General features: G+C 59.0%; 18 protein-coding genes and 1 pseudogene. 9 read left to right on the top strand and 10 right to left on the bottom strand.

Annotation, left to right across the window (positions count from 1 at the left end; genetic code table 11):
- Positions 1 to 87: 87 nt before the first annotated feature.
- The 5 genes from ACWKV9_RS19275 (at position 88) to rlmF (ending at position 6,790) form a co-directional block, all read left to right on the top strand.
- Positions 88 to 1,578, top strand: a complete 1,491-nt coding sequence (locus tag ACWKV9_RS19275) for a leucyl aminopeptidase (protein WP_483837720.1) — start codon at positions 88 to 90, stop codon at positions 1,576 to 1,578.
- A gap of 53 nt (positions 1,579 to 1,631) precedes the next feature.
- Positions 1,632 to 2,060 (top strand): DNA polymerase III subunit chi, encoded by a 429-nt coding sequence (locus tag ACWKV9_RS19270; protein WP_483837719.1) that lies wholly within the window; start codon positions 1,632 to 1,634, stop codon positions 2,058 to 2,060.
- A 7-nt stretch (positions 2,061 to 2,067) separates the two neighbouring features.
- Positions 2,068 to 2,484, top strand: a complete 417-nt coding sequence (locus tag ACWKV9_RS19265; RefSeq protein ID WP_483837718.1) for a DNA polymerase III subunit chi — start codon at positions 2,068 to 2,070, stop codon at positions 2,482 to 2,484.
- A 243-nt stretch (positions 2,485 to 2,727) separates the two neighbouring features.
- Positions 2,728 to 5,574 (top strand): valine--tRNA ligase, encoded by a 2,847-nt coding sequence (locus tag ACWKV9_RS19260; protein WP_483837717.1) that lies wholly within the window; start codon positions 2,728 to 2,730, stop codon positions 5,572 to 5,574.
- Between the two features lie 193 nt (positions 5,575 to 5,767).
- Complete coding sequence (gene rlmF, locus ACWKV9_RS19255; protein WP_483837716.1) at positions 5,768 to 6,790, top strand: 23S rRNA (adenine(1618)-N(6))-methyltransferase RlmF; 1,023 nt, start codon at positions 5,768 to 5,770, stop codon at positions 6,788 to 6,790.
- 173 nt (positions 6,791 to 6,963) lie between these two features.
- Here the strand turns inward: rlmF and ACWKV9_RS19250 are convergent, their stop codons facing one another.
- The gene (locus ACWKV9_RS19250; protein ID WP_483837715.1) at positions 6,964 to 7,245 is read right to left on the bottom strand and encodes an HU family DNA-binding protein; all 282 of its coding nucleotides are present in this window, start codon (positions 7,243 to 7,245) and stop codon (positions 6,964 to 6,966) included.
- A gap of 353 nt (positions 7,246 to 7,598) precedes the next feature.
- Between ACWKV9_RS19250 and yejK the strand changes: the two genes are divergently transcribed.
- Positions 7,599 to 8,600 carry a nucleoid-associated protein YejK gene (gene yejK / locus ACWKV9_RS19245; RefSeq protein WP_483837714.1) on the top strand — a complete coding sequence of 334 codons (1,002 nt, stop codon included), beginning with the start codon at positions 7,599 to 7,601 and terminating at the stop codon, positions 8,598 to 8,600.
- A gap of 36 nt (positions 8,601 to 8,636) precedes the next feature.
- Complete coding sequence (locus tag ACWKV9_RS19240; RefSeq protein WP_483837713.1) at positions 8,637 to 8,987, top strand: glutaredoxin family protein; 351 nt, start codon at positions 8,637 to 8,639, stop codon at positions 8,985 to 8,987.
- 10 nt (positions 8,988 to 8,997) lie between these two features.
- On the opposite strand, the gene ACWKV9_RS19235 is transcribed toward ACWKV9_RS19240, so the two are convergent.
- The 9 genes from ACWKV9_RS19235 to ACWKV9_RS19195 all read right to left on the bottom strand — a co-directional run bounded on the left by ACWKV9_RS19235 (position 8,998) and on the right by ACWKV9_RS19195 (position 22,455).
- Positions 8,998 to 9,930, bottom strand: coding sequence for a glutathione S-transferase family protein (locus ACWKV9_RS19235; protein ID WP_483837712.1), 933 nt, complete (start codon positions 9,928 to 9,930; stop codon positions 8,998 to 9,000).
- A gap of 63 nt (positions 9,931 to 9,993) precedes the next feature.
- Positions 9,994 to 10,326 (bottom strand): GIY-YIG nuclease family protein, encoded by a 333-nt coding sequence (locus ACWKV9_RS19230; protein ID WP_483837711.1) that lies wholly within the window; start codon positions 10,324 to 10,326, stop codon positions 9,994 to 9,996.
- 134 nt (positions 10,327 to 10,460) lie between these two features.
- On the bottom strand, positions 10,461 to 15,992 hold the full coding sequence (locus ACWKV9_RS19225) for an NEL-type E3 ubiquitin ligase domain-containing protein (protein WP_483837710.1): 5,532 nt from the start codon (positions 15,990 to 15,992) through the stop codon (positions 10,461 to 10,463).
- A gap of 99 nt (positions 15,993 to 16,091) precedes the next feature.
- A complete protein-coding gene (locus tag ACWKV9_RS19220; protein ID WP_483837740.1) occupies positions 16,092 to 16,577 on the bottom strand; it encodes a nuclear transport factor 2 family protein in 486 nt (161 codons plus the stop codon).
- 103 nt (positions 16,578 to 16,680) lie between these two features.
- On the bottom strand, positions 16,681 to 17,976 hold the full coding sequence (locus tag ACWKV9_RS19215; RefSeq protein ID WP_483837709.1) for a CynX/NimT family MFS transporter: 1,296 nt from the start codon (positions 17,974 to 17,976) through the stop codon (positions 16,681 to 16,683).
- 317 nt (positions 17,977 to 18,293) lie between these two features.
- The gene (locus tag ACWKV9_RS19210) at positions 18,294 to 19,058 is read right to left on the bottom strand and encodes an amino acid ABC transporter ATP-binding protein (RefSeq protein ID WP_122726492.1); all 765 of its coding nucleotides are present in this window, start codon (positions 19,056 to 19,058) and stop codon (positions 18,294 to 18,296) included.
- 10 nt (positions 19,059 to 19,068) lie between these two features.
- Positions 19,069 to 20,166 (bottom strand): amino acid ABC transporter permease, encoded by a 1,098-nt coding sequence (locus ACWKV9_RS19205; RefSeq protein WP_483837708.1) that lies wholly within the window; start codon positions 20,164 to 20,166, stop codon positions 19,069 to 19,071.
- Positions 20,167 to 20,176: 10 nt separating this feature from the next.
- On the bottom strand, positions 20,177 to 21,358 hold the full coding sequence (locus ACWKV9_RS19200; RefSeq protein ID WP_483837707.1) for an amino acid ABC transporter permease: 1,182 nt from the start codon (positions 21,356 to 21,358) through the stop codon (positions 20,177 to 20,179).
- Positions 21,359 to 21,423: 65 nt separating this feature from the next.
- Positions 21,424 to 22,455: an amino acid ABC transporter substrate-binding protein gene (locus ACWKV9_RS19195; protein WP_483837706.1), complete on the bottom strand. Its 1,032-nt coding sequence runs from the start codon at positions 22,453 to 22,455 to the stop codon at positions 21,424 to 21,426.
- Between the two features lie 479 nt (positions 22,456 to 22,934).
- On the opposite strand from ACWKV9_RS19195, the gene ACWKV9_RS19190 reads away from it, so the two are divergent.
- Together ACWKV9_RS19190 and rhlB are read left to right on the top strand one after the other, a co-directional pair.
- Positions 22,935 to 23,591: an alpha/beta hydrolase gene (locus ACWKV9_RS19190; RefSeq protein ID WP_483837705.1), complete on the top strand. Its 657-nt coding sequence runs from the start codon at positions 22,935 to 22,937 to the stop codon at positions 23,589 to 23,591.
- A 305-nt stretch (positions 23,592 to 23,896) separates the two neighbouring features.
- Positions 23,897 to 25,183 (top strand): annotated as a pseudogene (rhlB, locus tag ACWKV9_RS19185) (ATP-dependent RNA helicase RhlB); the annotation flags it as partial.
- Positions 25,184 to 25,195 lie beyond the last annotated feature (12 nt).

The following is a 25,195-nucleotide window of genomic DNA, read 5'->3' as shown; positions in this document are numbered from 1 at the left end:
GCTGGCATGGCGATTGGAGACACGTGCGTTCATGCCACGCTGCGCAATCATTTTGCGATAACCCACAGTTTATTCGGGGACCCCGACATGGAATTGGTTGTTAAAAGCGTCAGTCCAGAAACCTTGAAAACCGCCACGCTGGTAGTGGCCGTTGGCGAAGGCCGCGCGCTCAGCGATGCCGCTAAAAATGTCGATACCCTCAGCGGTGGTGCGATCAGCGCCGTTCTCAAGCGCGGCGACCTGGCTGGCAAAGTCGGCCAGAGCCTATTGCTGCACAGCCTGCCAAATCTCAAAGCTGAGCGGGTTCTGTTGGTTGGCACTGGCAAAGAGGCCGAACTGACCGATCGTCAATTCCGCAAAATCATCAGCGGCGTGTTGTCGACCCTCAAGGGTTTGGGCGGCACCGACGCCACCTTCGCGCTGGACCACCTGAGCGTCAAGAATCGTGACCTGTATGGCAAAAATCGCCTGCTGGTTGAAACCCTGGCCGATGGCGAATACGTTTTCGACCGCTTCAAGAGCCAGAAAGCCGACCCTCGCGCACTGAAGAAAGTCACGCTGCTGACCGACAAGGTTAACGTGGCTGACGTTGAACGCGCCGCGACCCACGCCCAGGCGATCGCCAAGGGAATGGCATTTACCCGCGATCTGGGCAACATGCCGCCTAACCTGTGCCACCCCACCTATCTGGGCGAAGAAGCCAAGGCGCTGGGCAAGGAATTCAAGCATCTGAAAGTCGACGTCCTCGACGAGAAGAAAATTGCCGATCTGGGCATGGGTTCGTTCCTGGCCGTGGCTCAAGGCAGCGCCCAGCCACCGCGCCTGATCGTGATGAACTACGCTGGCGGCAAGAAAGCCGAGAAGCCATTTGTGCTGGTCGGCAAAGGCATAACCTTCGATACCGGCGGCATCAGCATCAAGCCAGCAGCCGGCATGGACGAGATGAAGTTCGACATGTGCGGCGCCGCCAGCGTGTTCGGTACCCTGCGCGCCGTGCTTGAACTGCAACTTCCGATCAATCTGGTGTGCATCCTGGCCTGCGCCGAGAACATGCCGAGCGGCACTGCGACCCGTCCGGGCGACATTGTGAAAACCATGAGCGGCCAGACGGTAGAAATCCTCAACACCGACGCCGAAGGCCGTCTGGTGCTGTGCGACGCGCTGACTTACGCCGAACGCTTCAAGCCACAGGCGGTAATCGACATCGCTACACTGACCGGCGCCTGTGTCGTTGCACTGGGCGGTCACACGTCCGGCTTGCTGGGTAACAACGACGGTCTGATCAATCAACTGCTGGACGCCGGCAAGCGTGCTGACGATCGCGCCTGGCAGTTGCCGTTGTTCGACGAGTATCAGGAGCAACTGGACAGCCCGTTCGCGGACATCGCGAACATTGGCGGCCCGAAAGGCGGCACCATCACTGCTGCCTGCTTCCTCTCGCGCTTCGCCAAGGCCTATGAGTGGGCGCACCTGGACATCGCTGGCACCGCATGGCTGAGCGGCGGCAAAGACAAGGGCGCCACTGGCCGTCCGGTTCCATTGCTGACCCAATACCTGCTCGACCGCGCAGGCGCCTAAAGCGTCGCGAAACGTGCCGGGCTGCCCGGCACGTTTTACGCTCTGGAGCTTTCATGACCCAAGTGGATTTCTACATTCTGCCCAGCGCCGATCCCATGGCGCGGCTGGATTTCGCCTGCAAACTCACGGACAAAGCCTGGCGTCTTGGTCATCGGGTTTATTTGCACTGCAGCGATGCAGCTCAGCGCGAAGACCTGGACGCTCGGCTGTGGCGCTTCAAGGGCGAAACCTTCGTTCCCCATGGCGATGCAGAAGAGGATCACGACGCGCCGGTTGCCCTCGGATTGGGTGATGATCCCGGTCAGCATCAGGATCTGCTGGTCAATCTGGACTTGAGTATCCCGGACTTTTTCAAGCGTTTCGCCCGCGTGGCGGAAATCGTGGTGGAAGATCCGGCCATTAAATTAGCCGCACGAGAGAGTTTTCGCTTCTATCGTGAACAGGGCTATCCTCTGCAAGATCACCGACTGCAGCGTCTTTGAGCACACGATGGACAATTCAAAACACCTGAAAGCCCCGCCCGATCTGCTGGACGACCTTGAGTCGATCCGCCAGCTGCTTGGCGAAGAATCCGCACACCCGCCGTTGCTGACCGAAACGGTTGCCGACGAAGGCCAGATTCCCCTGCTGTTCGATGTAGTGAATGGCAAAGTGATCTCTGCCGACGAACACCAGGTGGATGAAGCCGACATTCCGACACTGGTCGCTGAACCGGCGCAGCCTCAACATGAGGGCAGCGCAACGGCCAACCCGGACGCGCTTCTGCACCTGGACAACGAATTGCGCGCCGCTGCGCAGTTGATCATGCAGGACGTAATCGACGACTTCGCGCCGCACATTGAAAACGAAATCAAGCGTCGTCTGGATGCCCGGATGGTGCGGCTCCTCGCCCAGTATCAAAACTGATCTGACTGCCTCTGTAGGAGCGAACTTGTTCGCGAGAGGCCTCGACTGGCAATACATCTGCGGAGGATGCCAGACCGATTCGCGAACAAGTTCGCTCCTACAGAAGGTTCGCGCTTCCAACTGCGCCCCGCCATCCCCTACCACCGCCCGTAGCTTGCGCCTTGCCGCTTGTGGCTTGCATCCAGCCCTGCCGCTATACTTGCCGGCTTTCCTGAATTAATGCCAATTAGGTTCCCGCCCCGCATGGACAAGACCTACCAGCCGCACGCCATCGAAACTTCCTGGTACCAGACCTGGGAGTCCGAAAACTACTTCGCTCCGCAAGGCGCGGGCGACTCGTACACCATCATGATTCCGCCGCCGAACGTCACCGGCAGCCTGCACATGGGCCACGGTTTCAACAACGCAATCATGGACGCCTTGATCCGCTTCCGCCGCATGCAGGGTCGCAACACCCTGTGGCAGCCGGGTACCGACCACGCCGGTATCGCCACGCAAATGCTGGTGGAGCGTCAGATCGAGGCGCAGGGCTTGAGCCGTCACGATCTGGGTCGCGACAAATTCCTCGAAAAAATCTGGGAGTGGAAGGATCAGTCCGGCGGCAACATCAGCCGCCAGATCCGCCGCCTGGGTTCATCCGTGGACTGGAGCCGTGAGCGCTTCACCATGGACGACGGCTTGTCCGAGGCCGTAAAAGAAGCCTTCGTGCGCCTGCATGAAGACGGCCTGATCTACCGCGGCAAGCGTCTGGTCAACTGGGACACCAAACTCCACACCGCCATTTCCGACCTCGAAGTGGAAAACCACGACGAGAAAGGCCACCTGTGGAACCTGCGTTATCCACTGGCTGACGGCGCGAAAACTGCCGACGGCCTGGATTACCTGATCGTTGCCACCACCCGCCCGGAAACCATGCTCGGTGATGCCGCCGTCGCGGTGAACCCTTCGGACGAGCGTTACCGGGCACTGATCGGCACCTTCGTCGAGCTGCCACTGGTTGGCCGTCGCATCCCGATCATCGCAGACGACTACTGCGACCCGGAATTTGGCACCGGCTGCGTGAAAATCACCCCTGCCCACGACTTCAACGACTACGAAGTTGGCAAGCGCCACAACCTGCCGCTGCTGAACATTTTCGACAAGAACGCCCATGTACTGGCGGCTGCTCAGGTGTTCAACCTCGACGGCACGTTGAATGAAACCGTAGATGGCACCCTGCCCGCTCAATACGCCGGGCTGGATCGCTTCGAAGCACGCAAGCAGATCGTCGCGGCGTTCGATGAGCTGGGCCTGTTGGTCAGCGTTGATGACCACGCCCTGAAAGTCCCGAAAGGCGACCGCTCCGGCACCATCATCGAGCCGTGGCTGACAGATCAGTGGTACGTCTCCACCAAGCCGTTGGCCGAACCTGCCATTGCAGCTGTTGAAGACGGCCGCATCGCTTTCGTGCCCAAGCAGTACGAAAACATGTACTTCTCGTGGATGCGCGACATCCAGGACTGGTGCATCAGCCGTCAGCTCTGGTGGGGCCACCGCATTCCGGCCTGGTACGACGAGTCCGGCAAAGTCTACGTCGGCCGCGACGAAGCCGAAGTCCGCGCCAAGTACAATCTGGGGCCGGACGTTGCGCTGCAACAAGACAACGACGTGCTCGACACCTGGTTCAGCTCGGGCTTGTGGACGTTCTCCACCCTCGGCTGGCCAGAAAAGACCAAGGCCCTGGAAACCTTCCACTCCACCGACGTGCTGGTCACCGGGTTCGACATCATTTTCTTCTGGGTCGCCCGGATGATCATGCTGACGATGCATTTGGTGAAGAACGAAGACGGCACGCCGCAAGTGCCTTTCAAAACCGTTTACGTCCACGGCCTGGTCCGCGATGGCCAAGGCCAGAAGATGTCCAAGTCCAAGGGCAACGTCCTTGACCCGCTGGACATCATCGACGGCATCGAGCTTGAAGACCTGGTCGCCAAGCGTACTTCGGGCATGATGCAGCCCAAGCTTGCGAAGAAGATTGAGAAGCAGACCCGCGATGAATTCGCCGACGGCATTGCCAGTTATGGCACGGATGCGCTGCGCTTCACCTTCTGCTCACTGGCGTCCACCGGTCGCGACATCAAGTTCGACATGGGCCGCGTCGAGGGCTATCGCAATTTCTGCAACAAGATCTGGAACGCCGCGCGCTACGTGCTGGACAAAGGCGAAGACTGCGGTCAGAACGGCGAAGCCTTCGAGCTGACCTTGCCTGATCGCTGGATCATCTCGCAGCTGCAACGCACTGAAGCCGAAGTCACGCGCCAGCTGGATCAGTTCCGCTTCGACCTCGCAGCGCAAGCGCTGTACGAGTTCATCTGGAACCAGTACTGCGACTGGTATCTTGAGCTGTCCAAACCCGTGCTGTGGGATGAAAACGCGCCGATCGAACGTCAACGCGGTACGCGTCGCACGCTTGTTCGGGTGTTGGAAGTAGCTCTGCGCCTGGCGCATCCGTTCATGCCGTTCATTACCGAAGAAATCTGGCAGCGCCTCGCGCCGCTGGCCGGTGCCGAGGGCAAAACGATCATGCTGCAACCGTGGCCGGTGGCTAATGAGGCACGCATCGACCAGGGCGCCGAGAACGACATCGAATGGCTCAAAGGCCTGATGCTCGGTGTGCGCAACATCCGTGGCGAAATGAACATTGGCCCTGGCAAACCGCTGACCTTGTTCCTCAAGAACGTGAGCGCAGAAGATCACCGTCGTTTGACCGAGAACGATGCGCTGCTGAAAAAACTCGCCAAGCTGGAATCGATCACGATTCTGGCTGACGGCGCCGAAGCACCTTTGTCCGCCACCGCATTGGTGGGCGAAATGGAAGTGCTGGTGCCGATGGCTGGCCTGATCGACAAGGCTGCCGAGTTGGCGCGTCTGGATAAGGAAATCCTGCGCCTGCAAGGCGAAGTCCAGCGAGTGGGCGGCAAGCTGTCCAACGCATCGTTCGTTGACAAGGCACCGCCGGAAGTCATCGCCAAAGAACGCGCCAAACTGACCGAGGCCGAACAGGCATTGGGCAAGCTGGCCGAGCAACACGCGCGGATTGCCAGTTTGTAAGCGACCCGATCAGCCAGCCTTGATAAAGGGCTGGCTGAGGTCACGCCAACTTTTGTAGGAGCGCGCTTGCCCGCGATGAGGCCAGCCCTGACACCGCAGATCTGATGGTAGAAACGCGGTGTTAAATCCGACGTCATCGCGGGCAAGCGCGCTCCTACAAGGGTGCGGTGCCTGTCACGAGAATCGAATCTTCATGACCACCCCACGCCACACGAAACCCCCACGCAAAAAACCCAAACCCGCGCAACCGGCCAAACCCGCAGCTCCGCGCGAAAAGGCCAGCCTGCACCCGCGCAATCGTCACCAAGGCCACTACGACTTTCCCAAGCTGATCAAAAGCAGCCCGGAGCTGGGCAAGTTCGTCGTCCTTAATCCTTATGGCAAGGAGAGCATCGACTTCGCCAATCCAGCCGCCGTCCGCGTGTTCAACCGGGCGCTGCTCAAGTCCTTTTACGGTATCGCCCATTGGGATATTCCGGCCGACTATCTGTGCCCGCCGATTCCGGGACGCGCTGATTACCTGCATTTTCTGGCGGATCTGCTGGCCGATCACAACGAGGGCGTGATCCCTCGCGGCGCTTCGGTCTCGGCCCTTGATGTCGGCACCGGCGCCAACTGCGTGTACCCGCTCATCGGTCACAGCGAGTATGGCTGGGGGTTCGTAGGCACCGATATCGACAGCGTTGCGGTCGCTGCAGCCGCGGCGATCATCAAATCCAACGGTCTGGGCAAGGCTGTCAGCCTGCGTGAGCAGAAGGATCGCAAGCTGATCCTGCTGGATGTGCTGAACAAGGATGAGCGTTTCGACGTCAGCCTGTGCAATCCGCCCTTCCACGCCTCAGCTGACGAGGCATTGCGCGGCAGTGAACGCAAATGGCGAGCGCTGGGCAAGGCTGATCCCAAGCGCAAGCTGCCGGTGCTGAACTTCGGCGGCCAAGCGGCAGAATTGTGGTGTGAGGGCGGCGAGTCACGCTTCGTCACGCAATTGATCAACGAAAGCGCTCAAGTCCAGCAACAGGTGTTGTGGTTCAGCACACTGGTGTCAAAGGCGTCGAATTTGCCGTTGATCCAGAGCACGCTGAAGAAGGCGGGCGTGGTTGAAAGTCAGGTGGTGGAGATGTCGCAGGGGCAGAAACAAAGCCGATTCGTTGCCTGGACCTTTCATGACAAGGCGCAACAGGCGGCGTGGCGTGCCCAGCGCTGGACTAAACCCTGATCGCACTCCCTGTAGGAGCCAACGTGTTGGCGAGGGGCTGCCCGCGATCCATTGGGTAAATCGCCTCGCGAACAAGTTCGCTCCTACAGATAGTGTGAACGCCAAATCCCGCCCATAAAAAAACCGTGCCCGGATCACTCCGTTGCACGGCCTCTTACAGCAAGCGTTGTCGCTTACTTGTTGACTGCGTCAGTCAGCCCTTTAGCTGTAACGAACTTGACGACTTTCTTGGCTGCGATTTCGATGGCTGCGCCAGTCGAAGGGTTGCGGCCAGTGCGAGCCGGACGCTCGGTGACTTTCAGCTTGCCGATGCCTGGCAGAGTGATTTCACCCCCGTTTTCCAGTTGGTCAGCAACGATTTGGCCCAATTGCTCCAGAGCGTTACGCGCAGTAGTTTTAGGCGCGTCGATAGCTTCTGCGATATCGGCGATCAATTGGTCTTTAGTCAGAGCCATGGTGGTGTTCCTTCCCTATCAAATTCATATGGTTTGCAGAGTGTGTTCAGGCGCGAAATGTAGATGCCGAATTCGACCTTTGGTTCGCCCAAAGGCCCACAAACTGCGTGCTTGGCGCGCTTCAGTGCGCAAGACGGGGCAAAACTAGCACAGAGCTAGGCAAATATCCGCCCCTACCTACCCATTTGGTCAGCTTTATCACCTTCCAGGCCGCAAATAGCCCTCAACAACCCCCGCGACCACTGTTTGCGGCCTGATTCGGGCGTTCCTGGCGGCAGGTGCGGTACACTTGCCGACTTTCGACTGAGCCTGGTGCTCACCCGTTCAGTTTCATTTCAGCCGCCGAGAAATCCATGCCGATCCGTCATGCCATCGTTCACCTGATCGACAAGAAACCTGACGGTACGCCGGCAGTTCTCCATGCACGCGACTCCGAGCTTGCCGAGTCACAGGCCATCGAGAACATGCTGGCGGACCTCAACGAGAGCTATAACGCCAAACAGGGCAAAGCCTGGGGGTTCTTCCACGCCGAATCCGGCGCGCACCCTTTCAGCGGCTGGCTCAAGGAATATCTGGACGAAGGTAAAGACTTCACAGCCTTCAGCCGCACCGCCGTCGAGCATCTGCAAAAGCTGATGGAGGAGTCGAACCTGTCGGTGGGTGGCCACGTACTGTTTGCTCACTACCAACAGGGCATGACCGAATACCTGGCCATCGCGCTGCTGCACCATAGCGAAGGCGTAGCCGTGAACGAATCGCTGGACGTGACGCCTTCGCGCCATCTGGATCTGGGGCAACTGCACCTTGCGGCGCGGATCAATATTTCCGAGTGGCAAAACAACAAGTCGTCCAAGCAGTACATCTCGTTCATCAAGGGCAAGAATGGCAAGAAGGTTTCCGAGTACTTCCGAGACTTCATCGGTTGCCAGGAAGGCGTCGACGGCCCCGGCGAAACCCGCACCCTGCTCAAGGCCTTCAGCGACTTCGTCGAAAGCGAAGACCTGCCCGAAGACTCCGCTCGCGAGAAAACCAAGACGCTGGTCGATTACGCCAGCAGCCAGAGCAAAATGGGTGAACCCATGGGCCTGGAAGAACTGTCCGGCCTGATCGACGAAGAACGTCCGCGTGCGTTCTACGATCACATCCGCAACAAGGACTACGGCCTGTCGCCGGAGATCCCGGCCGATAAACGCACCCTCAACCAGTTCCGCCGCTTTACCGGTCGCGCAGAGGGATTGTCCATCAGTTTTGAAGCGCATTTATTGGGCGACAAAATTGAATACGACGAAGAGAAAGGCACCTTGATCATCAAGGGGCTGCCAACGCAGTTGACCGATCAGCTCAAGCGGCGCTGATTGCTTTCATATGACGGGTTGGGAGTAACGCCGGGCATGTTCATTCGCACGCTGAAGAAGTTTCTGCTGATCATGCTGGTGGTGGTCGTGTACCAGAACTGGGGCAAGATCGAAAACTTCGTCAACCCCTCTTCTGCCGTGCCGGCGCAGGTTCAGGCCAATGCGAAAGTCGTGCTGTACGCCACAGACTGGTGTGGCTACTGCAAACAGACGCGACGGTTTCTGGACAGCAAAGGCATCCCTTACACCGAGTTTGATATCGAGAAAGATGCCGCAGGGCGCAAGGCCTATGAAGCATTGGGCGGACGCGGCATCCCGCTGATCGATGTAAACGGCACATTGATCAGGGGATTCAGTGAAGAGGCCATTCTGGCGGCGTTGAAGTGACAAGGCGCAATCAGAGCGCCTTGATCTGAAACCCATACCGCGGAAAGTGCACGTGCACGAAACCTGCCCTGTCGTCTTCTCGGCGCAGTATCAGCTCTTCTCGTCCCGCAAACATCAACTCGCCCTCAACCCGATCAACGCCGTAATCCACCGCAGAAATCGCCACCTGCTGACCAGGCTCGAATCCGTTCGGGTCGTTGAAGGACTCATCAGGCAGCGCCACCGGCGTAGCGTTGCGCGCGATCTCCAGGGCATCGCCTGAACTCATCTCACTGAACGCGCCATGACCCAAGCCGATGACCCGCTTGTACCAGACGCCCACGGCCGGATAGTCATCGACCAGCGGCGAAGTGACAGGAGTTTGCTTGAGGAACCACAGCGTATGCGCCACCGAGAGATCTGCGATCGACGGGGCACCGAACAGGAACTCGCCGCCACGCTCAAGTTGCGTCTCCAGCCGGCTCATGAGCGTCGGCCATTGATGCTGCGCCTGCTCAAGGGAGATACGATTTGCGCTGCCTCCAGAGAACAAGCCCGCTCGGTCCGCGATGAACGCTTTCACCACTTCCGGTGGGACTTTGGCGAACCGCACCGCCAGTGACGCGGGCTGAAACACCAGGCTCACGGCGTGCAGAAACATGACCGAATCAGCCCACGCGGCAAAACTGGCGACGGTGAACTCCTGCCCTTCGGGGTAAAACGTCGGCGTTGATTTTTCCTGTTCCAGACGGCGAGCGATCAGCGCGGTATCACAGTAGATGTCGGCGCCGACTTGCAATACAGGGGTTTTGCGATAGCCACCGGTCAGGGCTGTCAGATCGGGTTTGGGCATGATCGACGGGATAGTCACCGACCGCCATGACAGCCCTTTGAAACCCAGCATCAGCCGCGCTTTCTCGGCAAACAGGGAGGTCGGGTAGTGGTGAAGGATCAGCTCTGACATGTTGGGTCCGCCTGACGGGTCAAACCCCGAGCTTAACCGGGAAGAACAGGACGGCCTAGCCGCTCAGGCTGATGGCAACCCATCACGGCCATCGATAAGCGTGCTGGCGGCCAGGGCTTCTTTGGCGCTTTTCTTGAGTTTTTTGATAAGGCGTTCCTGGCGCAATGCATCGCTTCTGTCGCGGCAGGCCTCGACGTAGACCAGCGCAACGGCAGGGCTGGAGTAGAAAAATCGCGCGCCCTTGCCTCTTTGATGGGCCGCAAAGCGGCGTACCGGGTCATCGCTGATGCCGCAATACAACGCACCGTTGGCGGCGCGCACCAGATACACGAACCAGGCTTTTGGCACGCTCGGCACACAGTCGTCAGCAGGCACAGCGAGGGAGGTATCGGTCATGGCGGGCGACACGTAAAAAGAGCGCGAATTCTAACAGAACCGATCCTGCCGTCCGCAAACGCACAAAAGCCAACCCGGCAATGACCGGGCTGGCTATTTTTCCAGTACGAGGACCTAAACCACCGGCAAACCGATCAGTCGTTGTACCTCATGCCTTCCTGGTAGGTCAGCTGCTTCATCAATTCCTGCTCGCGGGTTTTTTGCTCGGCATCGAGGGTGTTTATGCGCGCAAAGTACGCGTCATCGAGCTCAGGAAACTCGTCCTCCACTCGCGCTCTTTCGCTGTCGAACGTGGCTTTGAGGTCAGCAAACGCCGAGGCGTACGTATCGCGCAGCCATGCTGCCCAAAAATCCCGATTCAGCGCATTGGCGAAGAACTGAGAACCGTCTTGACTGGCCAGCACTTGCCCCTCGACCGTCAGCAATTCATCCGCCGTCACAGCAGCAGCCGTGCGGTAGAGCATCCGCGCAGGCGGCAGCGGCAGATCCAGTCGCTCAGCCAGCCGAAGGCGATATGCCAGGCGCACCTCGGCCTCATCCCTGCCCCGGGCATTGAGGCGCGCCAAACGGTCCACTTCATCCAGGCGGTAGAACCTGCGCATCAGTCGATACAACGTCGGCCCGCGTTCGGCGTCCGGGATATCGCGCAAAGCGTCGAGCGCGAACACCTGGACTTCCATCTGGTTGAATTCCAGCCGCACGCCATCGCCGCAGGTACGACTGGCAATCGCTTCTTCGGCCATCGCATTCAGCAAATGGCGCAACTGCGGGTCTTGCGCAGCCGCCCCCAACACATGCCAGACACGTTGCACCAATGCCTCGCGTGCCCTGAGGTAGTCGGCGGTTTCGCGCAAGCGACCGATCAACGCCATGAGCATCGGCGCATCGCCTGCCGCGGCGATCTGGTCCCACACCGCTTGATGACCGATGATTTCTTCTGCAGTACCATCCAGCCACTGACCGACATTCGCCGGCTCAGCGGTGTCAGCCCCGGTCGGCCCATGGCGATGAATACCCGCGTCAGAGTCTGACTCAAGGTCTGAATCCGATTCGTTCAGTGACTCGGTTGACGACCAGGCACGCTCTGGTGCCAACGCGCGGATATCATCGGGCAGTTCCATGTAGAAACTGAATGAGCGGGAGTTTCCGTACTCGCTCACGTGGGCGCGGGTCATGGTTTCGCGAGACAGCGGATTGCCCTCCAGCGAAATCTCGGTGTGCGCTGATTCGTTGCGCCGGTTTCGAAGGATCTCTTCGGGTAACTCGGTCAGGTCGTTCTGCGCCAGCGACAGGGCGTCGACACCGCCGGGCAAAAACCAGTTCAGCCACTCGGGCCAGGTGGTGATACCGACGTTATCCAGTGTCAGGGATTCCCAATGGCGCGCGAGCGCGGGCGAAAAGTCGATGGCCCCCAGAAGATTGCCACTCAGATCCAGATTCCTGAGGTGGTCCAGGCTGCTGAGGTATTCCATGGCTGCGTAATCGATCAGCATGCCCTGGTCCATCAGGGCTAGCGTTCGCAGCCTTGGCAGCGCGCTCAAAATGCGCGGCGGCGCGACCATTGGCGTGCCGTGCCCCATGATTTCCAGCGTCGTCAAATCAGGAAATCTGGACAAAAACTGATGCAACTCCTCGGCATCGGCCAGCACATTTCGCAACAGCAGCCCATCGATGTTGCGGTAGAAGGTGTCCGGCAAGCGAGATGGAAACTCCGACAAGGCCATCGACTCGATCATGATGGGCCGCGATGCCCGCCCCGCTACGCTGCCGCGCCAGTGATCGATCAACGATGTGCCAAGCGCTCGTCGCGTGCTGATCGCCTCTTCGCTCAACGGCGCTCGGGATGTCGAAGCCTCTGCCCAGTCAGCTAGCGCGGCTTCAAGCTCTGTCTGCTCACCAATCAACACATCGATACGCGATTGAAGCTCGGCGGGCACACCCGGATTGACCCGGACTGCGCGCTGCGCCCCGGCACCACGCAGACCGGCTTCGATCATATCGGTGCGCGAGAGCCGGTTGCCACCCAAGTGGATGAGTGTCGTACGCAAAGACTGCGCGTCGCCCAAAAGCGTATCCGGCACGTCCGGGATTTGGTTGTCGACCAACGACACTTCCTCGATATGCTCAGGCAGCAGCGGTGTCAGCCATTCTGGCCACCGCTCCAGACCAGTACGATCCAGCACAAGCCTGCGCAGGTTCAGGTTTACTGAGCCAACGACAGGAGCATCCAGGCTGAAATTCCCGCTCAGGTCCAGGCTTTCCAGATGTTGCATCTGACCCAGCAGGTTCAGGGTCTCGGTGTTGATGTCTACGGCCTGGTTGATCAGGCTCAGCTCTCGCAGCCCAGGTAGCTGGGTGGAGACGATGCGCGGCAGGTCATGAAACTCCGAGAAGCTGAAACCCGACGAAAGCGGCCTGCTGATTTCCAGCGCTGTGATGTGCGCGAAGCGACCAAGAAAAGCGTCCAGCACCCGCGAGCCCCACGGCACGCCGCCGAGCCAGGAACCAGGATTCCCTGGATGGCCATGGACATTGGAAAGCTGCAGGCGCTCGACCCGCGCGTAGAAAAACTCCGGCAGCTGCGCAGGGAAATCGATCAAGCGCACGGACTCCAAACGCAACGCAACGTCGGCAGATGCACCCGGCAAACTGGTGGCCTGCCAGTGTTGAAGGATGGCCTCGCCAATGCGCGTTCGACTGTTCATGCGGGCCTGGGAAGGCTCCAATACCACACTGGACGCCTGCGCCCAATCATCGAGACTGACGCGCAATGCTTGACGCTCATCTTGCAGCACATCAAGGCGCGCATTGATGTCGGCGTTGCTCATCCCTTCAAGACGCATGCTCGTGAGTACGTCCTGCGCAGTGACATTGCTCAGTTCAAGCAAGCCGATGCGGTCCAGTAGATGGTCTTCGCTGATAAACCCCGGCAGCTTCCCCGTCCCCTTGAGGGGATAACCCAGCCGCCCCTTTTTCATGCGCTGGGGCTGATTGAATTTCAGTCGTGCCTCACGAATGCCAAGCAAGCTTGAAGCCTGCGTGCGATCTCCTGTCGCCAGTTTTGCCAAGGCTGCGTTTAGCTGCGGACCTTGTGCCACATTGGGGAAACCCAACGCGCCACGAGGGCCGTCCGGCAGTGCATGCAGTATCGATGCGCACAGGTTGTTCCCCTCGGTCGGCACGCTGTTGAGTTCGTTGCCCTGCGCATCGAACGCTTGATAGCGGCCACTGGATTTGACCAACACTTTATAGTCCGGGGCGTGAATGCTGCCGATGCTATCGAGCAGAGCACCCCGTTGCGTGCCCTGGCGCACTTCAATACGCACTTCGTCAGACCAGCCCGGCAGTTTTTTCAGCAGGCGCAGACTGAGGGTTTCGGTGTCCGGGGTAGCCACGGATTTCAGATAAAAACCCTCCAGTGCTCGGTTCAGGCGCGTTTGTCGCTGCTGCCAGACGGCTGCCTCGTTCACCCGCAACGGAATACGGCCGGTGTCGAGCATCTGTTGTGATTCCGCTGCCGTCAGGGTGACAACCAAATCCTCCGCCACCGCGGTCGGCACGCCGGGGAAATCACGGCGGATCAACTGCACCAGCGGGTCAGTGGACACTTCAGTGGCCTCATATCGCTGCCGAAACTGCTCAGCGCGCGGAACGTCGGCGTCTTCGATCGGCGCCGTGTCCAGCGCCGTGTCCAGCTGAAAGCGTTTGACCGTATCGCGCAGCTGCCCTGGCGGAACGGCGCTTTGCACATGCACTTGGCGCAAGAGTGACTCATCGACATCGACGACGCTTAGTAGCTGCTCGGCGGACGTTTCCGACAGCCCCGAGACTGAATGGCCGAGACGGCGGAACAGCTTATCCCTCGCCCACTGCTGTGGCAGCTCACCGGGGTGCCGGAAAGCACCCACGCCGTTGTGCTCCAGAACGGGCGAAAAGGTCGCGTCTGACGAAGGATGCTTTACCTGCCATTTATTCAGATCGGTTCGATGAATCACTTCGTATTGCCGCTCATCGACGGTCAGGTACTTTTTCCCACCCACATCAACGATACCGCTGACATCTGGAGCCGCACCTTCTGGTAGTTCGATGTTTGACTGGAATGGCTCAAGGTCAGGTTTCCACAAGCGCATCTGGCCGTTGACCAGCTTGATGGGCACAAGCTGCCCCGCAAAATGACTGCTGGTAAGCGGTGGCGGCTCCGGCGGCGTTGCTCCGTGCGCAACCTTGGCCAACGCTGCCATAAAAGCAATGTTGGCACCGGCACTGACAAGGTGGTCAAAGCCCTGCTCCAGATCACCGTGGCTGAGGTCTTCAAGACCGTGGTAAACCTCGCTGATCAACTCGACGCTGGCGTACACCATCATCAGCTGACCCAGCACAGGAACAAAAAATGACGCGCCGTTGGCGATGTTCATGCCGATATTGAGCCAGGCGCGCAATCGCTCCTGACGGCTTTTAGCGTCCTCGTCTTCGGTCGGGACGGCCAGGAAACGAGCATTGTCCTTGATCAAATCGATTTGCTGCCGGTACATGCGCTGGAATAACTCGGTGTCTATCGGAGCCGTTTCCAGACGCAGATCAGCGCGGTGATCGGGTGCTTTGTGCCAAAGCCCCTTGGTGAACACGCTGCCATCCACTGGCGCCAGCGGGAACAAGTGCCGATTCAATTGACTGAAAAATTGCGCCCTGGCCCGTTCGCCGATGAGCCGGGCAAAAAATTGTTGATAAGACGGATTCATCAAGCGGCTGCGCAGCGCGTCCTCCACTTCGCTCAGCGTGGCGAATTCCTTGAACGGCGCAATCGGGTCCTGCGGAACGTAGAGCACCAATGGAACCTGAGTGAATGTCCAGGTCGCCAAGGGCTTGATCAACACAACGCGCGGGATTTCCACGCCAAACAGCGACAGGGAATCGAATTCGATCGGTTGGCCGCTGAACGTCGGATTGGCGCGTCGCTTTACTACCTCCAGCACCGCCGCCAGCGCTTGTTCACTGATGTCTGCGCGCAGCGATGCAGCTCGGGCATAAAGCTCCATGTCTGCCAGATCGTTGGTGATGAACACAGCGCGGGCGTTATTCAAGGCAGCGGTCGGAGAATCACCTGGCAGTGACTCAGGCTCCAGCACACCCTTGAGGTGGTCCTGGTATTTGTTGCCAATGTTCAGGTGTCGGCAAACATCGGCAAATTGCTCAGGGCGGATGTTTTTCGGGTGCGGGCCGTCAATGCCTTTATCGATGGAGGCCAGGCGCAAAAAGCCGCCGTTTATCGACTCCTTGCGCTCGAAGTTATGCAGCGCGGCTTCAAGCAAGGTCAGTTGAGTGGACGAGCCTGGCGCACCGCTTGGCCGCATCACCGGGTGGAACAACGTGTCGGTTCGTGGCTCAAGTCCCGGTCCGAAACGGGTGTCCAGCGCGCTGCGCAACAGCGGTTCGGCAAATTCGGACATGCCCTTCAACGGTTTGAGCAGGTTTTTGAGCGCCTGACGGGCATATTTGCTGGCACTCAGCGCTGCCCGATAATCGTCTTTTTGCTGTGCTGACGCGGTGATGAAAGCGGTGGGCAAGTTCTTCTGAATGACACTGAGCACCGGGTCATCGCTGAAGCGTTGCTGCAGCGTTTTGAGCGGCGTCGACTCGGTGGTTGGGGGAGTTTGTGGGATGGTCATGGCGCAATTTCCTTATTGCAGAAAGATAAGGAATTGACGTTACACAGCCACAGGCGGGGAAAAGCCTAAATAATTATTGCGATCAAACAGGCTGGATTTTTATTCCATCCGGCGGCTGGCCTGAAACGCTTTAAGGCCCTTCTGGGCTTGAGTGCGAATGGCGTTCTGCACCATTGGCGTCCAGCCGAGCAACGCACCTTTCGCCCCGAGCGCCTGACGGGACCAGCGCCACAGATCAAATTGATCGTGATGCTCGCAGATCTTGCCATCGCGCAAAACGAAGCGCGCCTGGATATCGTTGATGACAATTCGTCCCGTCTGAGTGAACAGGTATTTGGCGACCCAATGAGCGCCACCGCTGCGCTCGTCGGCAACAACATGATCAAAGACCAACGAAAAATCTTGCGCGCGCGAGGCCAGCATCCGCCACATATCGCCAGCCTGTTGCCCACGGAGCTCGCCGAATACAGGATCGCTGAACACAACGTCATCGCTGTAGCAGGCGACCATCGCCTCAGCGTCGAGCCTGTTGAACGCCTCGTAGAAGCGGGCGATCAGGTCGGCGTTTTCATCACTCAGGGTCATTTCGCTCATGCGGGCAGCGTCCTTGGGGTGGTCCATCAGAAGCCGCACAATAAGCGCCTGCGCGTGGCTTTACCACGGGCATTCGCGGCGCAAATATCAGCACTCAAACCTTCTCGCTGGTGACCTGCACGAATAGCGATCGACCTGCGCCCAACCCGGCGATGGTAGCGGCTACGCCAATCACGCCGAATATCCAGCCTACTGCGCTCCAGCCGCCCGTCACGTCATGGACGATGCCAACCGCAAACGGCCCCATCGAGGCCAGCGTGTATCCGATTCCTTGAGCCATGCTCGACAGATTGGCGGCCACATGGGAGTCGCGCGAGCGCAACACGATCAACGTCAGCGCCAGGCTGAACGTGCCGCCCTGCCCCAAGCCAAGCACAATCGCCCAGCCCCACAGTCCATCGATCGGCGCGTACAGACAGCCGAATAAACCCGTCAGGGTCAGGGCCATGACGATCACGATTGGCAGGCGCTGGTCTTTACCACGAGTTGCCAGCCAAGGAGCCGTCAAGGAGCTTATGAGCTGAATCATGATAGAGCCGGACAGCAGCAGCCCTGCCTCAACAGGGGTGAGACCGCGGCTGATGAGAATCGAGGGCAACCAGCCAAAGACGATGTAGGCCAGCGACGACTGCAGGCCCATATAAAGGGTGACTTGCCAGGCCAGGCGATCTCGGAAAAGTCCGCGCACGCGGTAAGCCGCTTGGTGCAGGCCATGACCCTGTCGCGCTTGAGGAAACCAGAAGATGGCCGCCAGGATTGCAGGCACGATCCAGAAGCCCAGTCCCAACTGCCAACTGTCGCCCAATACATGACTCAATGGGACGGTAGCGCCTGCCGCGACAGCGGCGCCAAGACACAACGCCATCGTATAGACGCCGGTCATGGCGCCAGCCTGTTTAGCGAAATCGCGCTTGACGATGCCCGGCAGCAAGACCCCGATGATGCCAATGCAGGCACCTGCCACGATGCTGCCGGCAAACAGTCCGGCTTCGCCAAACAGGCTGCGCAGGACAATGCCGCTAGCCAACACCAGCAACACGCCCAACACCACTCGCTCACTGCCAAAGCGTCGAGCCAGAATCGGCGCCAATGGGGCAAACAGTCCCAGGCACAAGACCGGCAAAGTGGTGAGCAGGCCCGCTTTGGCAGCCGACAATCCCAGGCCGCTCGACACTTCACTGAGCAACGGCGCCATGCTCGACAACGCCGGACGCAGATTCAGCGCCACGAACACCAACCCCAGCAACAGCAACCACGGGCGTTTCAACACCGGATGCGCCTGCTGCACCTGATCGTCGTCAGCTTCGCAGTCAATCAACAAATCATCGATGTCGTGGGGATGGATGGGCTTATTCGGGGTGTCGCTCGCCGTTGGCGCCTTGGTCGTCATGGGATTCTCGTAGGGGCAGGAGGTGTAACAGCGCATTGCGCAAAGAGGGCATCCTGTTCGAGAACAGCACGGAACACAAGTTTTGGGGCGATTGCGTACAGTTTGTAAGGGGCGCAGGCACACACGCACTATTGTAGGAGCGCGCTTGCCCGCGAAGACTTAGGTACACCCGACCTCTCGTCATCGCCTGACATGTTTCCGCGGGCAAGCGCGCTCCTACAGGGTATGCGGACGTAAACGCGCTGCGACAGCGCGATCAACAGGCATAAAAAAACCCGGACCTGGGTCCGGGTTCTTCACGCTGCCGCTTTAACCGATCAATGCAGGATCTGGCTCAAGAACAGACGCGTGCGATCACTTTGCGGATTGTCGAAGAAGTCGTTCGGTGCAGCCTGTTCGACGATTTCGCCTTTGTCCATGAAGATCACGCGGTTGGCCACGGTGCGGGCGAAGCCCATTTCGTGGGTCACGCAGAGCATGGTCATGCCTTCTTCTGCCAGACCGACCATGGTGTCCAAGACTTCTTTCACCATTTCCGGATCGAGGGCCGAGGTTGGCTCGTCGAACAACATGATTTTCGGCTTCATGCACAAGGCACGGGCGATCGCTACACGCTGCTGCTGACCGCCGGAGAGTTGGCCCGGAAACTTATGCGCCTGCTCCGGAATGCGTACTCGCTCCAAATAGTGCATGGCGATTTCTTCGGCCTTCTTCTTCGGCATTTTCCGAACCCACATCGGCGCCAGCGTGCAGTTCTGCAGGATGGTCAGGTGCGGGAACAGATTGAAGTGCTGGAACACCATGCCGACTTCGCGACGGATGGTTTCGATCTGCTTGAGGTCCGACGTCAGCTCAGTGCCGTCAACGACGATCTTGCCCTGCTGATGCTCTTCCAGACGGTTGAGGCAGCGAATGGTGGTCGATTTGCCCGAACCCGACGGGCCGCACAAAACGATACGCTCGCCCTGACGCACGTTCAGGTTGATGTCTTTCAACACATGGAACTGGCCGTACCATTTATGGACGCCTTCCATCCGGATCATGCCTTCGGCGCCCAGAGGCTTGGTGATAACTTCACTCATGTCAAAACTCCTAACGCTTGTGGCCTGTGTCCAGCTTACGTTCCAAATGCATGGAATAGCGGGACATACCGAAACAGAAGATCCAGAACACCAAGGCCGCGAAGACGTAGCCTTCGGTGGCCATACCGAGCCATTTAGGGTCGGCGGCAGCTTGTTTGACGCTGTTGAGCAGATCGAACAGGCCGATGATGATCACAAGGCTCGTGTCCTTGAACAACGCAATCACGGTGTTGACCAGACCCGGAATAACCAGCTTCAAGGCTTGCGGCAGAATCACCAGCCCCATCCGGCGCCAGTAACCCAGGCCCATCGCCGCAGCGGCCTCGTACTGACCCTTCGGAATGGCCTGCATGCCGCCCCGCACCACTTCCGCCACATAAGCTGACTGGAACAAAATCACGCCAATCAACGCCCGTAGCAGCTTGTCGAAGTTCATGCCTTCAGGCAGGAACAGCGGCAGCATCACCGAGGACATGAACAGCACAGTGATCAGCGGCACGCCGCGCCAGAACTCGATGAACGTCACACACAGCACGCGAATGGCCGGCATTTCCGAGCGTCGACCCAGCGCGAGCACTACGCCCAATGGCAATGCCCCGGCGATACCCACCGTTGCGATCACCAGGGTCAGCATCAGGCCGCCCCACTGGCTGGTCGCCACGTTGTCCATGCCAAACACCCCGCCGTGCAGCAGGAAGTAGGCAACGATTGGGTAGATGACCAGGAACGACAGGCCATAGATTGCCTTGCGCGGCATCATCTTCAGGAACAACGGCGCAGCGCCGATGATTGCCAGCCAGACGGTCAGATCAACCCTCCAGCGCAGCTCCTGCGGATAGTAGCCGTACATGAACTGGCCGAAACGCTGCTCGATGAACACCCAGCAAGCGCCCGCCTTGGTGCAGTCTGCTTGCGTGGTGCCGACCCAGTTGGCATTGAAGATCGCCCAGCTCAACAGCGGCGGCACGACCAGCCAGACAAGATAAATGGCGAACAGCGTCAGAACCGTGTTCCACCAGTTGGAAAACAGGTTCTGCCGCATCCATGCCATGGGGCCGAACACTTTGTTCGGCGGCGGCATATCGGGTTTGAAAGTATGGGATGTCATGCGCGTTTCCTCACCGCTCGATCAGCGCAATGCGCTTGTTGTACCAGTTCATCAGCAGAGAAATGCTGATACTGATCGCCAGGTACACGCTCATGGTGATGGCAATGACTTCGATGGCCTGACCCGTCTGGTTGAGCACGGTACCGGCAAACAGCGAAACCATTTCCGGGTAACCGATACCGGCAGCCAGCGAAGAGTTTTTCGCCAGGTTCAGGTATTGGCTGGTCAGTGGCGGAATGATCACGCGCATGGCCTGCGGGATGATGACTTTGCGCAGCGTCGGACCTGGACGCAGGCCCAGCGAACGCGCAGCTTCAGTCTGGCCGTGGGTGACCGACTTGATGCCTGAACGCACGATTTCAGCGATGAACGCTGCGGTGTACACGCTCAAAGCCAAGGTCAAGGCGAGCAGTTCCGGGATCAGTACCCAGCCTCCGACGAAGTTGAAGCCCTTGAGCTCTGGCACTTCCCAGTGCACGGGCGAGCCAAAGATCAACGCGCACAGCGCCGGGATCACGATGAGCAGGGCAAGACCTGCCCAGAACTTGTGAAACGGCACACCTGTGGCTTCGAAACGCTTGTTGGCCCAGCGAGCCATCAGCACGATCGCGACAATCGCGAGCACGATGCTGATCACGAACGGCAACGTTGCGTCATTAGTGATAGCCGCCGGCATATTCAAGCCGCGACTGCTGACAAAGAACGAGCCAAGGAAGCCATGGGCCGCACGCGGTCCGGGCAGTGTCAGGAAGACTGCGAAGTACCAGAACAGGATCTGCAGCAGCGGCGGAATGTTACGGAAGACTTCGACGTAAACCGTGGCCAGCTTGTTGATGATCCAGTTGTTGGAAAGGCGCGCGACACCGACGAGAAACCCCAGCAGGGTTGCCAGAATGACACCGATGAACGTCACCAGCAGGGTGTTCAACAGACCGATGAGGAACACGCGCGCATAACTGTCCGATTCCGTAAAAGGAATCAGATGCTGCGCGATGCCAAACCCGGCGCTGTTTTCAAGGAAACCGAAACCTGAGGTAATACCCCGGTGTTGCAGGTTGGTTTGGGTGTTATCGAACAGATACCAACCCATCGCGACTACAGCGATAACCGTGATTATCTGAAATAGCCACGCGCGCACTTTGGGATCGCTGAGGGTCAGCCTCTGCTTTGGTGCGCTGATTTGATTTTGCATGGAGTGCCCCAGGAAAAATGGAACGAAGCGCCCGGCGACGCGTTACGTAGCCGGGCGCAGGTCAATCAACGCACAGGTGGTGCGTATTGAATGCCGCCAGCGTTCCACAGAGCGTTCTGACCGCGATCAATGGCCAGAGGAGTGGTTTTGCCCAGGTTCTTCTCGAAGATTTCGCCGTAGTTACCGACTTGCTTGACGATCTGAACAACCCAGTCTTTCTTCAGTTTCAGCTGTGGGCCGTAGTCGCCGTCAGCACCGAGCAGACGAGCAACGTCCGGGTTCTTGGTGGACTTGGCTTCGGCTTCAACGTTCTTGGAAGTGATACCGGCTTCTTCAGTGTTCAGCAGTGCGTAACCGACCCAGCGAACGATAGTGGTCCACTCTTCGTCACCACGAGAAACGACCGGGCCCAAAGGTTCTTTGGAGATGGTTTCAGGCAGAACGACGTAATCGGTAGGCTTGGCCAGCTTGGAGCGCTGTGCGTAGAGCTGCGATTTGTCGGAAGTCAGTACGTCGCAACGACCGGATTCCAGCGACTTGGCGCTTTCGTCAGAGGTGTCGAAGGTGATCGGGGTGTATTTCAGGTTGTTGGCGCGGAAGTAGTCGGACACGTTCAGCTCGGTAGTGGTACCGGCTTGAATACAGATGGTCGCGCCGTCCAGTTCCTTGGCACTTTTAACGCCCAGTTTGCTGTTGGCCAGGAAGCCAACGCCGTCGTAGTAAGTCACGAAGCCCGGGAATACCAGACCCATGCTTGCGTCACGGGAGCTGGTCCAGGTGGTGTTACGCGACAGGATGTCGATTTCGCCGGATTGCAGCGCAGTGAAGCGCTCCTTGGCGTTCAACTGGCTGAACTTGACCTTGGTCGCGTCGCCAAATACGGCGGCGGCAACAGCGCGGCAGAAGTCAGCGTCGATGCCCTGAATCTTGCCGCTTGCGTCCGGAACCGAGAAACCTGGCAGACCGTCACTCACGCCGCACTGGATGAAGCCTTTCTTCTGAATGGCGTCCAGTTTCGCACCCGCTTGAGCGAACCCGGTCAGACCGAGCGCTGCTGCGGCGGCCACTACAGCCAGGGTGGATTTCAACATCTTCATTCAAACCTCCAGTTTGCTCTTTGTTGTGTAGGAGCTTTAGCCCCGTCGCACCCTTGTGAGGCATTAATGACCCGTGCTGGCTTTTTTTTGGGTCATGCGACGTAAGGCCTGATGCTGCAACCGGCGCAAGATCTTCTCGTCAACCGCATTACAGCGTCGTGTTTGGCCTGTGGACTGAAGCCCCCTGATGTTCCCTGGCCCTGCGGGCCTGAGACGAACCGTGCCCGGAGTCCTCCTGAATGGACTCCTTGCCGCCCCGGACGGCACTATCAGTTGCCTGCTAGTGTTACCGACACAGGTGAGCGCTTTCACTCCGCAGGTTTTGTAGCAAAGCCCGTACCACCATGCTGGCATTGTCGAATTAGCGACAGGTCAAGCCAAAAACTTGTAGTCTTGCGACATCTTCTTTCATCCTCGAACAACTGGACGCACCGCCTTGAAGCGCCGCGCCAGAGCCCTCGCACACAATTGGAGCACCCATGAGCGAACCTCTCATTCTGCAACCCGAAAAGCCCGTGGACGCTTGCGTTATCTGGCTGCACGGCCTGGGCGCCGACCGATTTGACTTCATGCCCGTTGCAGAGGCATTACAACGCTCGTTGCTGACCACGCGGTTCGTATTGCCCCAGGCGCCAACCCAGGCCGTGACCATCAATGGCGGCTATCAAATGCCAAGCTGGTACGACATCAAGGCCATGAGCCCGGCGCGCGCCATCAACGCCGATCAACTGGAGGCCTCGGCCCAGCGCGTTCTTGACCTCATCGAAGAGCAACGCGACAGCGGCGTCGACCCGGCGCGGATCTTTCTCGCCGGCTTCTCCCAAGGGGGCGCCGTGGTGTATCACGCAGCGTTCTTACGCTGGCAAGGACCGCTTGGCGGCGTGCTTGCGCTGTCCACCTACGCGCCAACCTTCAGTGATGAGATGACGCTGTCAGCCAGTCAGCAACGCATTCCGGTGTACTGCTTGCATGGGCAGCACGACGAAGTTGTCCAGAATGCGATGGGGCGCTCGGCGTATGAGCACTTGAAGGCTCAAGGCGTCACCGCGACATGGCAGGAATACCCAATGGGGCACGAAGTGTTACCGCAAGAGATTGCCGACATAGGTGTCTGGCTCGGGGATCGGCTGCGCTAAACGGCCAGTCGGTCCTTTCAATTGTTCAGCAGATTTGGTATGGCACTACGCCGGGCCCCGTTCTTGCTTTACACTGCCCGGCGTACATTCCTTAATCAATTGATGAGATGACCGTGCTCAAAGCACTCAAAAAGATGTTCGGCAAAGGCGAGGCTGAGCAGCTCGCACCCAGCCCAGTCGCTCCCCTCCCCGGCGCCAGAAGCCCCACTGAAGGCGCACCAAGGGAACGCAAGGCCGCTGCTGTAGCGCCTGTCGTTCCGACCGTCGAGATTAAAGAGTCCGTCCATATGGACGCAGCCGTCGAGCCCAAGGCCGAACGCCCACGCCGCGAACGCGCGCCCAAGCCGCCAGTCAAGCCATGGAAGCTCGAAGATTTCGCCGTTGAACCGCAAGAAGGCAAAACCCGCTTTCACGATTTCGCTCTATCCCCCGAGCTGATGCACGCGATCCACGACCTGGGTTTCCCGTACTGCACGCCGATCCAGGCAGGCGTTCTGGGCTTTACTCTCAAGGGCAAGGACGCCATCGGCCGCGCCCAGACCGGCACCGGCAAGACTGCCGCGTTCCTGATCTCAATCATTACTCAGCTGCAGCAAACGCCGCCGCCTAAAGAACGCTACATGGGCGAACCACGTGCGCTGATCATCGCGCCGACCCGCGAGCTGGTGGTGCAGATTGCCAAAGACGCCGAACTGCTGACCAAGTACACCGGCCTGAACGTCATGACGTTCGTTGGCGGCATGGATTTCGACAAGCAGCTCAAGCAGCTCGAAGCCCGTCACTGCGATATTCTGGTGGCGACACCGGGTCGTCTGCTGGACTTCAACCAGCGCGGCGAAGTGCATCTGGACATGGTCGAAGTGATGGTCCTGGACGAAGCTGACCGCATGCTCGACATGGGTTTTATCCCGCAGGTGCGTTCGATCATTCGCCAGACCCCGCACAAGGGCGAACGCCAGACCCTGCTGTTCTCCGCGACCTTCACCGAAGACGTGATGAACCTCGCCAAGCAGTGGACCACCGATCCTTCCATTGTCGAGATCGAATCAGTCAACGTCGCCAGCGATACCGTCGAACAGCATGTCTATGCCGTCGCCGGTGCCGACAAATACAAGCTGCTCTATAACCTCGTTACCGACAACGGTTGGGAGCGGGTGATGGTGTTTGCCAATCGCAAGGACGAGGTTCGACGCATTGAAGAGCGCCTGGTGCGCGATGGCGTCAACGCCGCTCAGCTGTCAGGCGACGTACCGCAGCACAAGCGAATCAAAACGCTGGAAGGCTTCCGAGAAGGGAAGATCCGCGTGCTGGTGGCCACCGATGTCGCCGGTCGCGGGATTCACATCGACGGCATCAGCCATGTGATCAACTTCACCCTGCCGGAAGTGCCGGACGATTACGTCCACCGTATCGGCCGTACCGGTCGCGCCGGTGCAGATGGCGTGTCGATCAGCTTTGCTGGCGAAGATGACTCGTACCAGTTGCCGGCTATCGAAGAAAAGCTGGGTCGCAAGATCAGCTGTGAAACGCCGCCGACGCATTTGTTGCGCGCGGTGGTGCGTCAGCCCAAGTCTGAACCCGCCGTAGAGTAATCATCACCCTGC

It is taken from the genome of Pseudomonas corni (genome assembly GCF_057128765.1).
Note: the sequence above shows the minus strand (reverse complement) of the source record. Positions and strands in the feature narration are given on the sequence as shown.

Excerpts from the sequence above, each read along its gene's own strand:
- ACWKV9_RS19275 (WP_483837720.1), top strand. The coding sequence starts at position 88 with ATGGAATTGGTTGTTAAAAGCGTCAGTCCAGAAACCTTGAAAACCGCC.
- ACWKV9_RS19270 (WP_483837719.1), top strand. The coding sequence starts at position 1,632 with ATGACCCAAGTGGATTTCTACATTCTGCCCAGCGCCGATCCCATGGCG.
- ACWKV9_RS19265 (WP_483837718.1), top strand. The coding sequence starts at position 2,068 with ATGGACAATTCAAAACACCTGAAAGCCCCGCCCGATCTGCTGGACGAC.
- ACWKV9_RS19260 (WP_483837717.1), top strand. The coding sequence starts at position 2,728 with ATGGACAAGACCTACCAGCCGCACGCCATCGAAACTTCCTGGTACCAG.
- rlmF (WP_483837716.1), top strand. The coding sequence starts at position 5,768 with ATGACCACCCCACGCCACACGAAACCCCCACGCAAAAAACCCAAACCC.
- ACWKV9_RS19250 (WP_483837715.1), bottom strand. The coding sequence starts at position 7,245 with ATGGCTCTGACTAAAGACCAATTGATCGCCGATATCGCAGAAGCTATC.
- yejK (WP_483837714.1), top strand. The coding sequence starts at position 7,599 with ATGCCGATCCGTCATGCCATCGTTCACCTGATCGACAAGAAACCTGAC.
- ACWKV9_RS19240 (WP_483837713.1), top strand. The coding sequence starts at position 8,637 with ATGTTCATTCGCACGCTGAAGAAGTTTCTGCTGATCATGCTGGTGGTG.
- ACWKV9_RS19235 (WP_483837712.1), bottom strand. The coding sequence starts at position 9,930 with ATGTCAGAGCTGATCCTTCACCACTACCCGACCTCCCTGTTTGCCGAG.
- ACWKV9_RS19230 (WP_483837711.1), bottom strand. The coding sequence starts at position 10,326 with ATGACCGATACCTCCCTCGCTGTGCCTGCTGACGACTGTGTGCCGAGC.
- ACWKV9_RS19225 (WP_483837710.1), bottom strand. The coding sequence starts at position 15,992 with ATGACCATCCCACAAACTCCCCCAACCACCGAGTCGACGCCGCTCAAA.
- ACWKV9_RS19220 (WP_483837740.1), bottom strand. The coding sequence starts at position 16,577 with ATGACCCTGAGTGATGAAAACGCCGACCTGATCGCCCGCTTCTACGAG.
- ACWKV9_RS19215 (WP_483837709.1), bottom strand. The coding sequence starts at position 17,976 with ATGACGACCAAGGCGCCAACGGCGAGCGACACCCCGAATAAGCCCATC.
- ACWKV9_RS19210 (WP_122726492.1), bottom strand. The coding sequence starts at position 19,058 with ATGAGTGAAGTTATCACCAAGCCTCTGGGCGCCGAAGGCATGATCCGG.
- ACWKV9_RS19205 (WP_483837708.1), bottom strand. The coding sequence starts at position 20,166 with ATGACATCCCATACTTTCAAACCCGATATGCCGCCGCCGAACAAAGTG.
- ACWKV9_RS19200 (WP_483837707.1), bottom strand. The coding sequence starts at position 21,358 with ATGCAAAATCAAATCAGCGCACCAAAGCAGAGGCTGACCCTCAGCGAT.
- ACWKV9_RS19195 (WP_483837706.1), bottom strand. The coding sequence starts at position 22,455 with ATGAAGATGTTGAAATCCACCCTGGCTGTAGTGGCCGCCGCAGCAGCG.
- ACWKV9_RS19190 (WP_483837705.1), top strand. The coding sequence starts at position 22,935 with ATGAGCGAACCTCTCATTCTGCAACCCGAAAAGCCCGTGGACGCTTGC.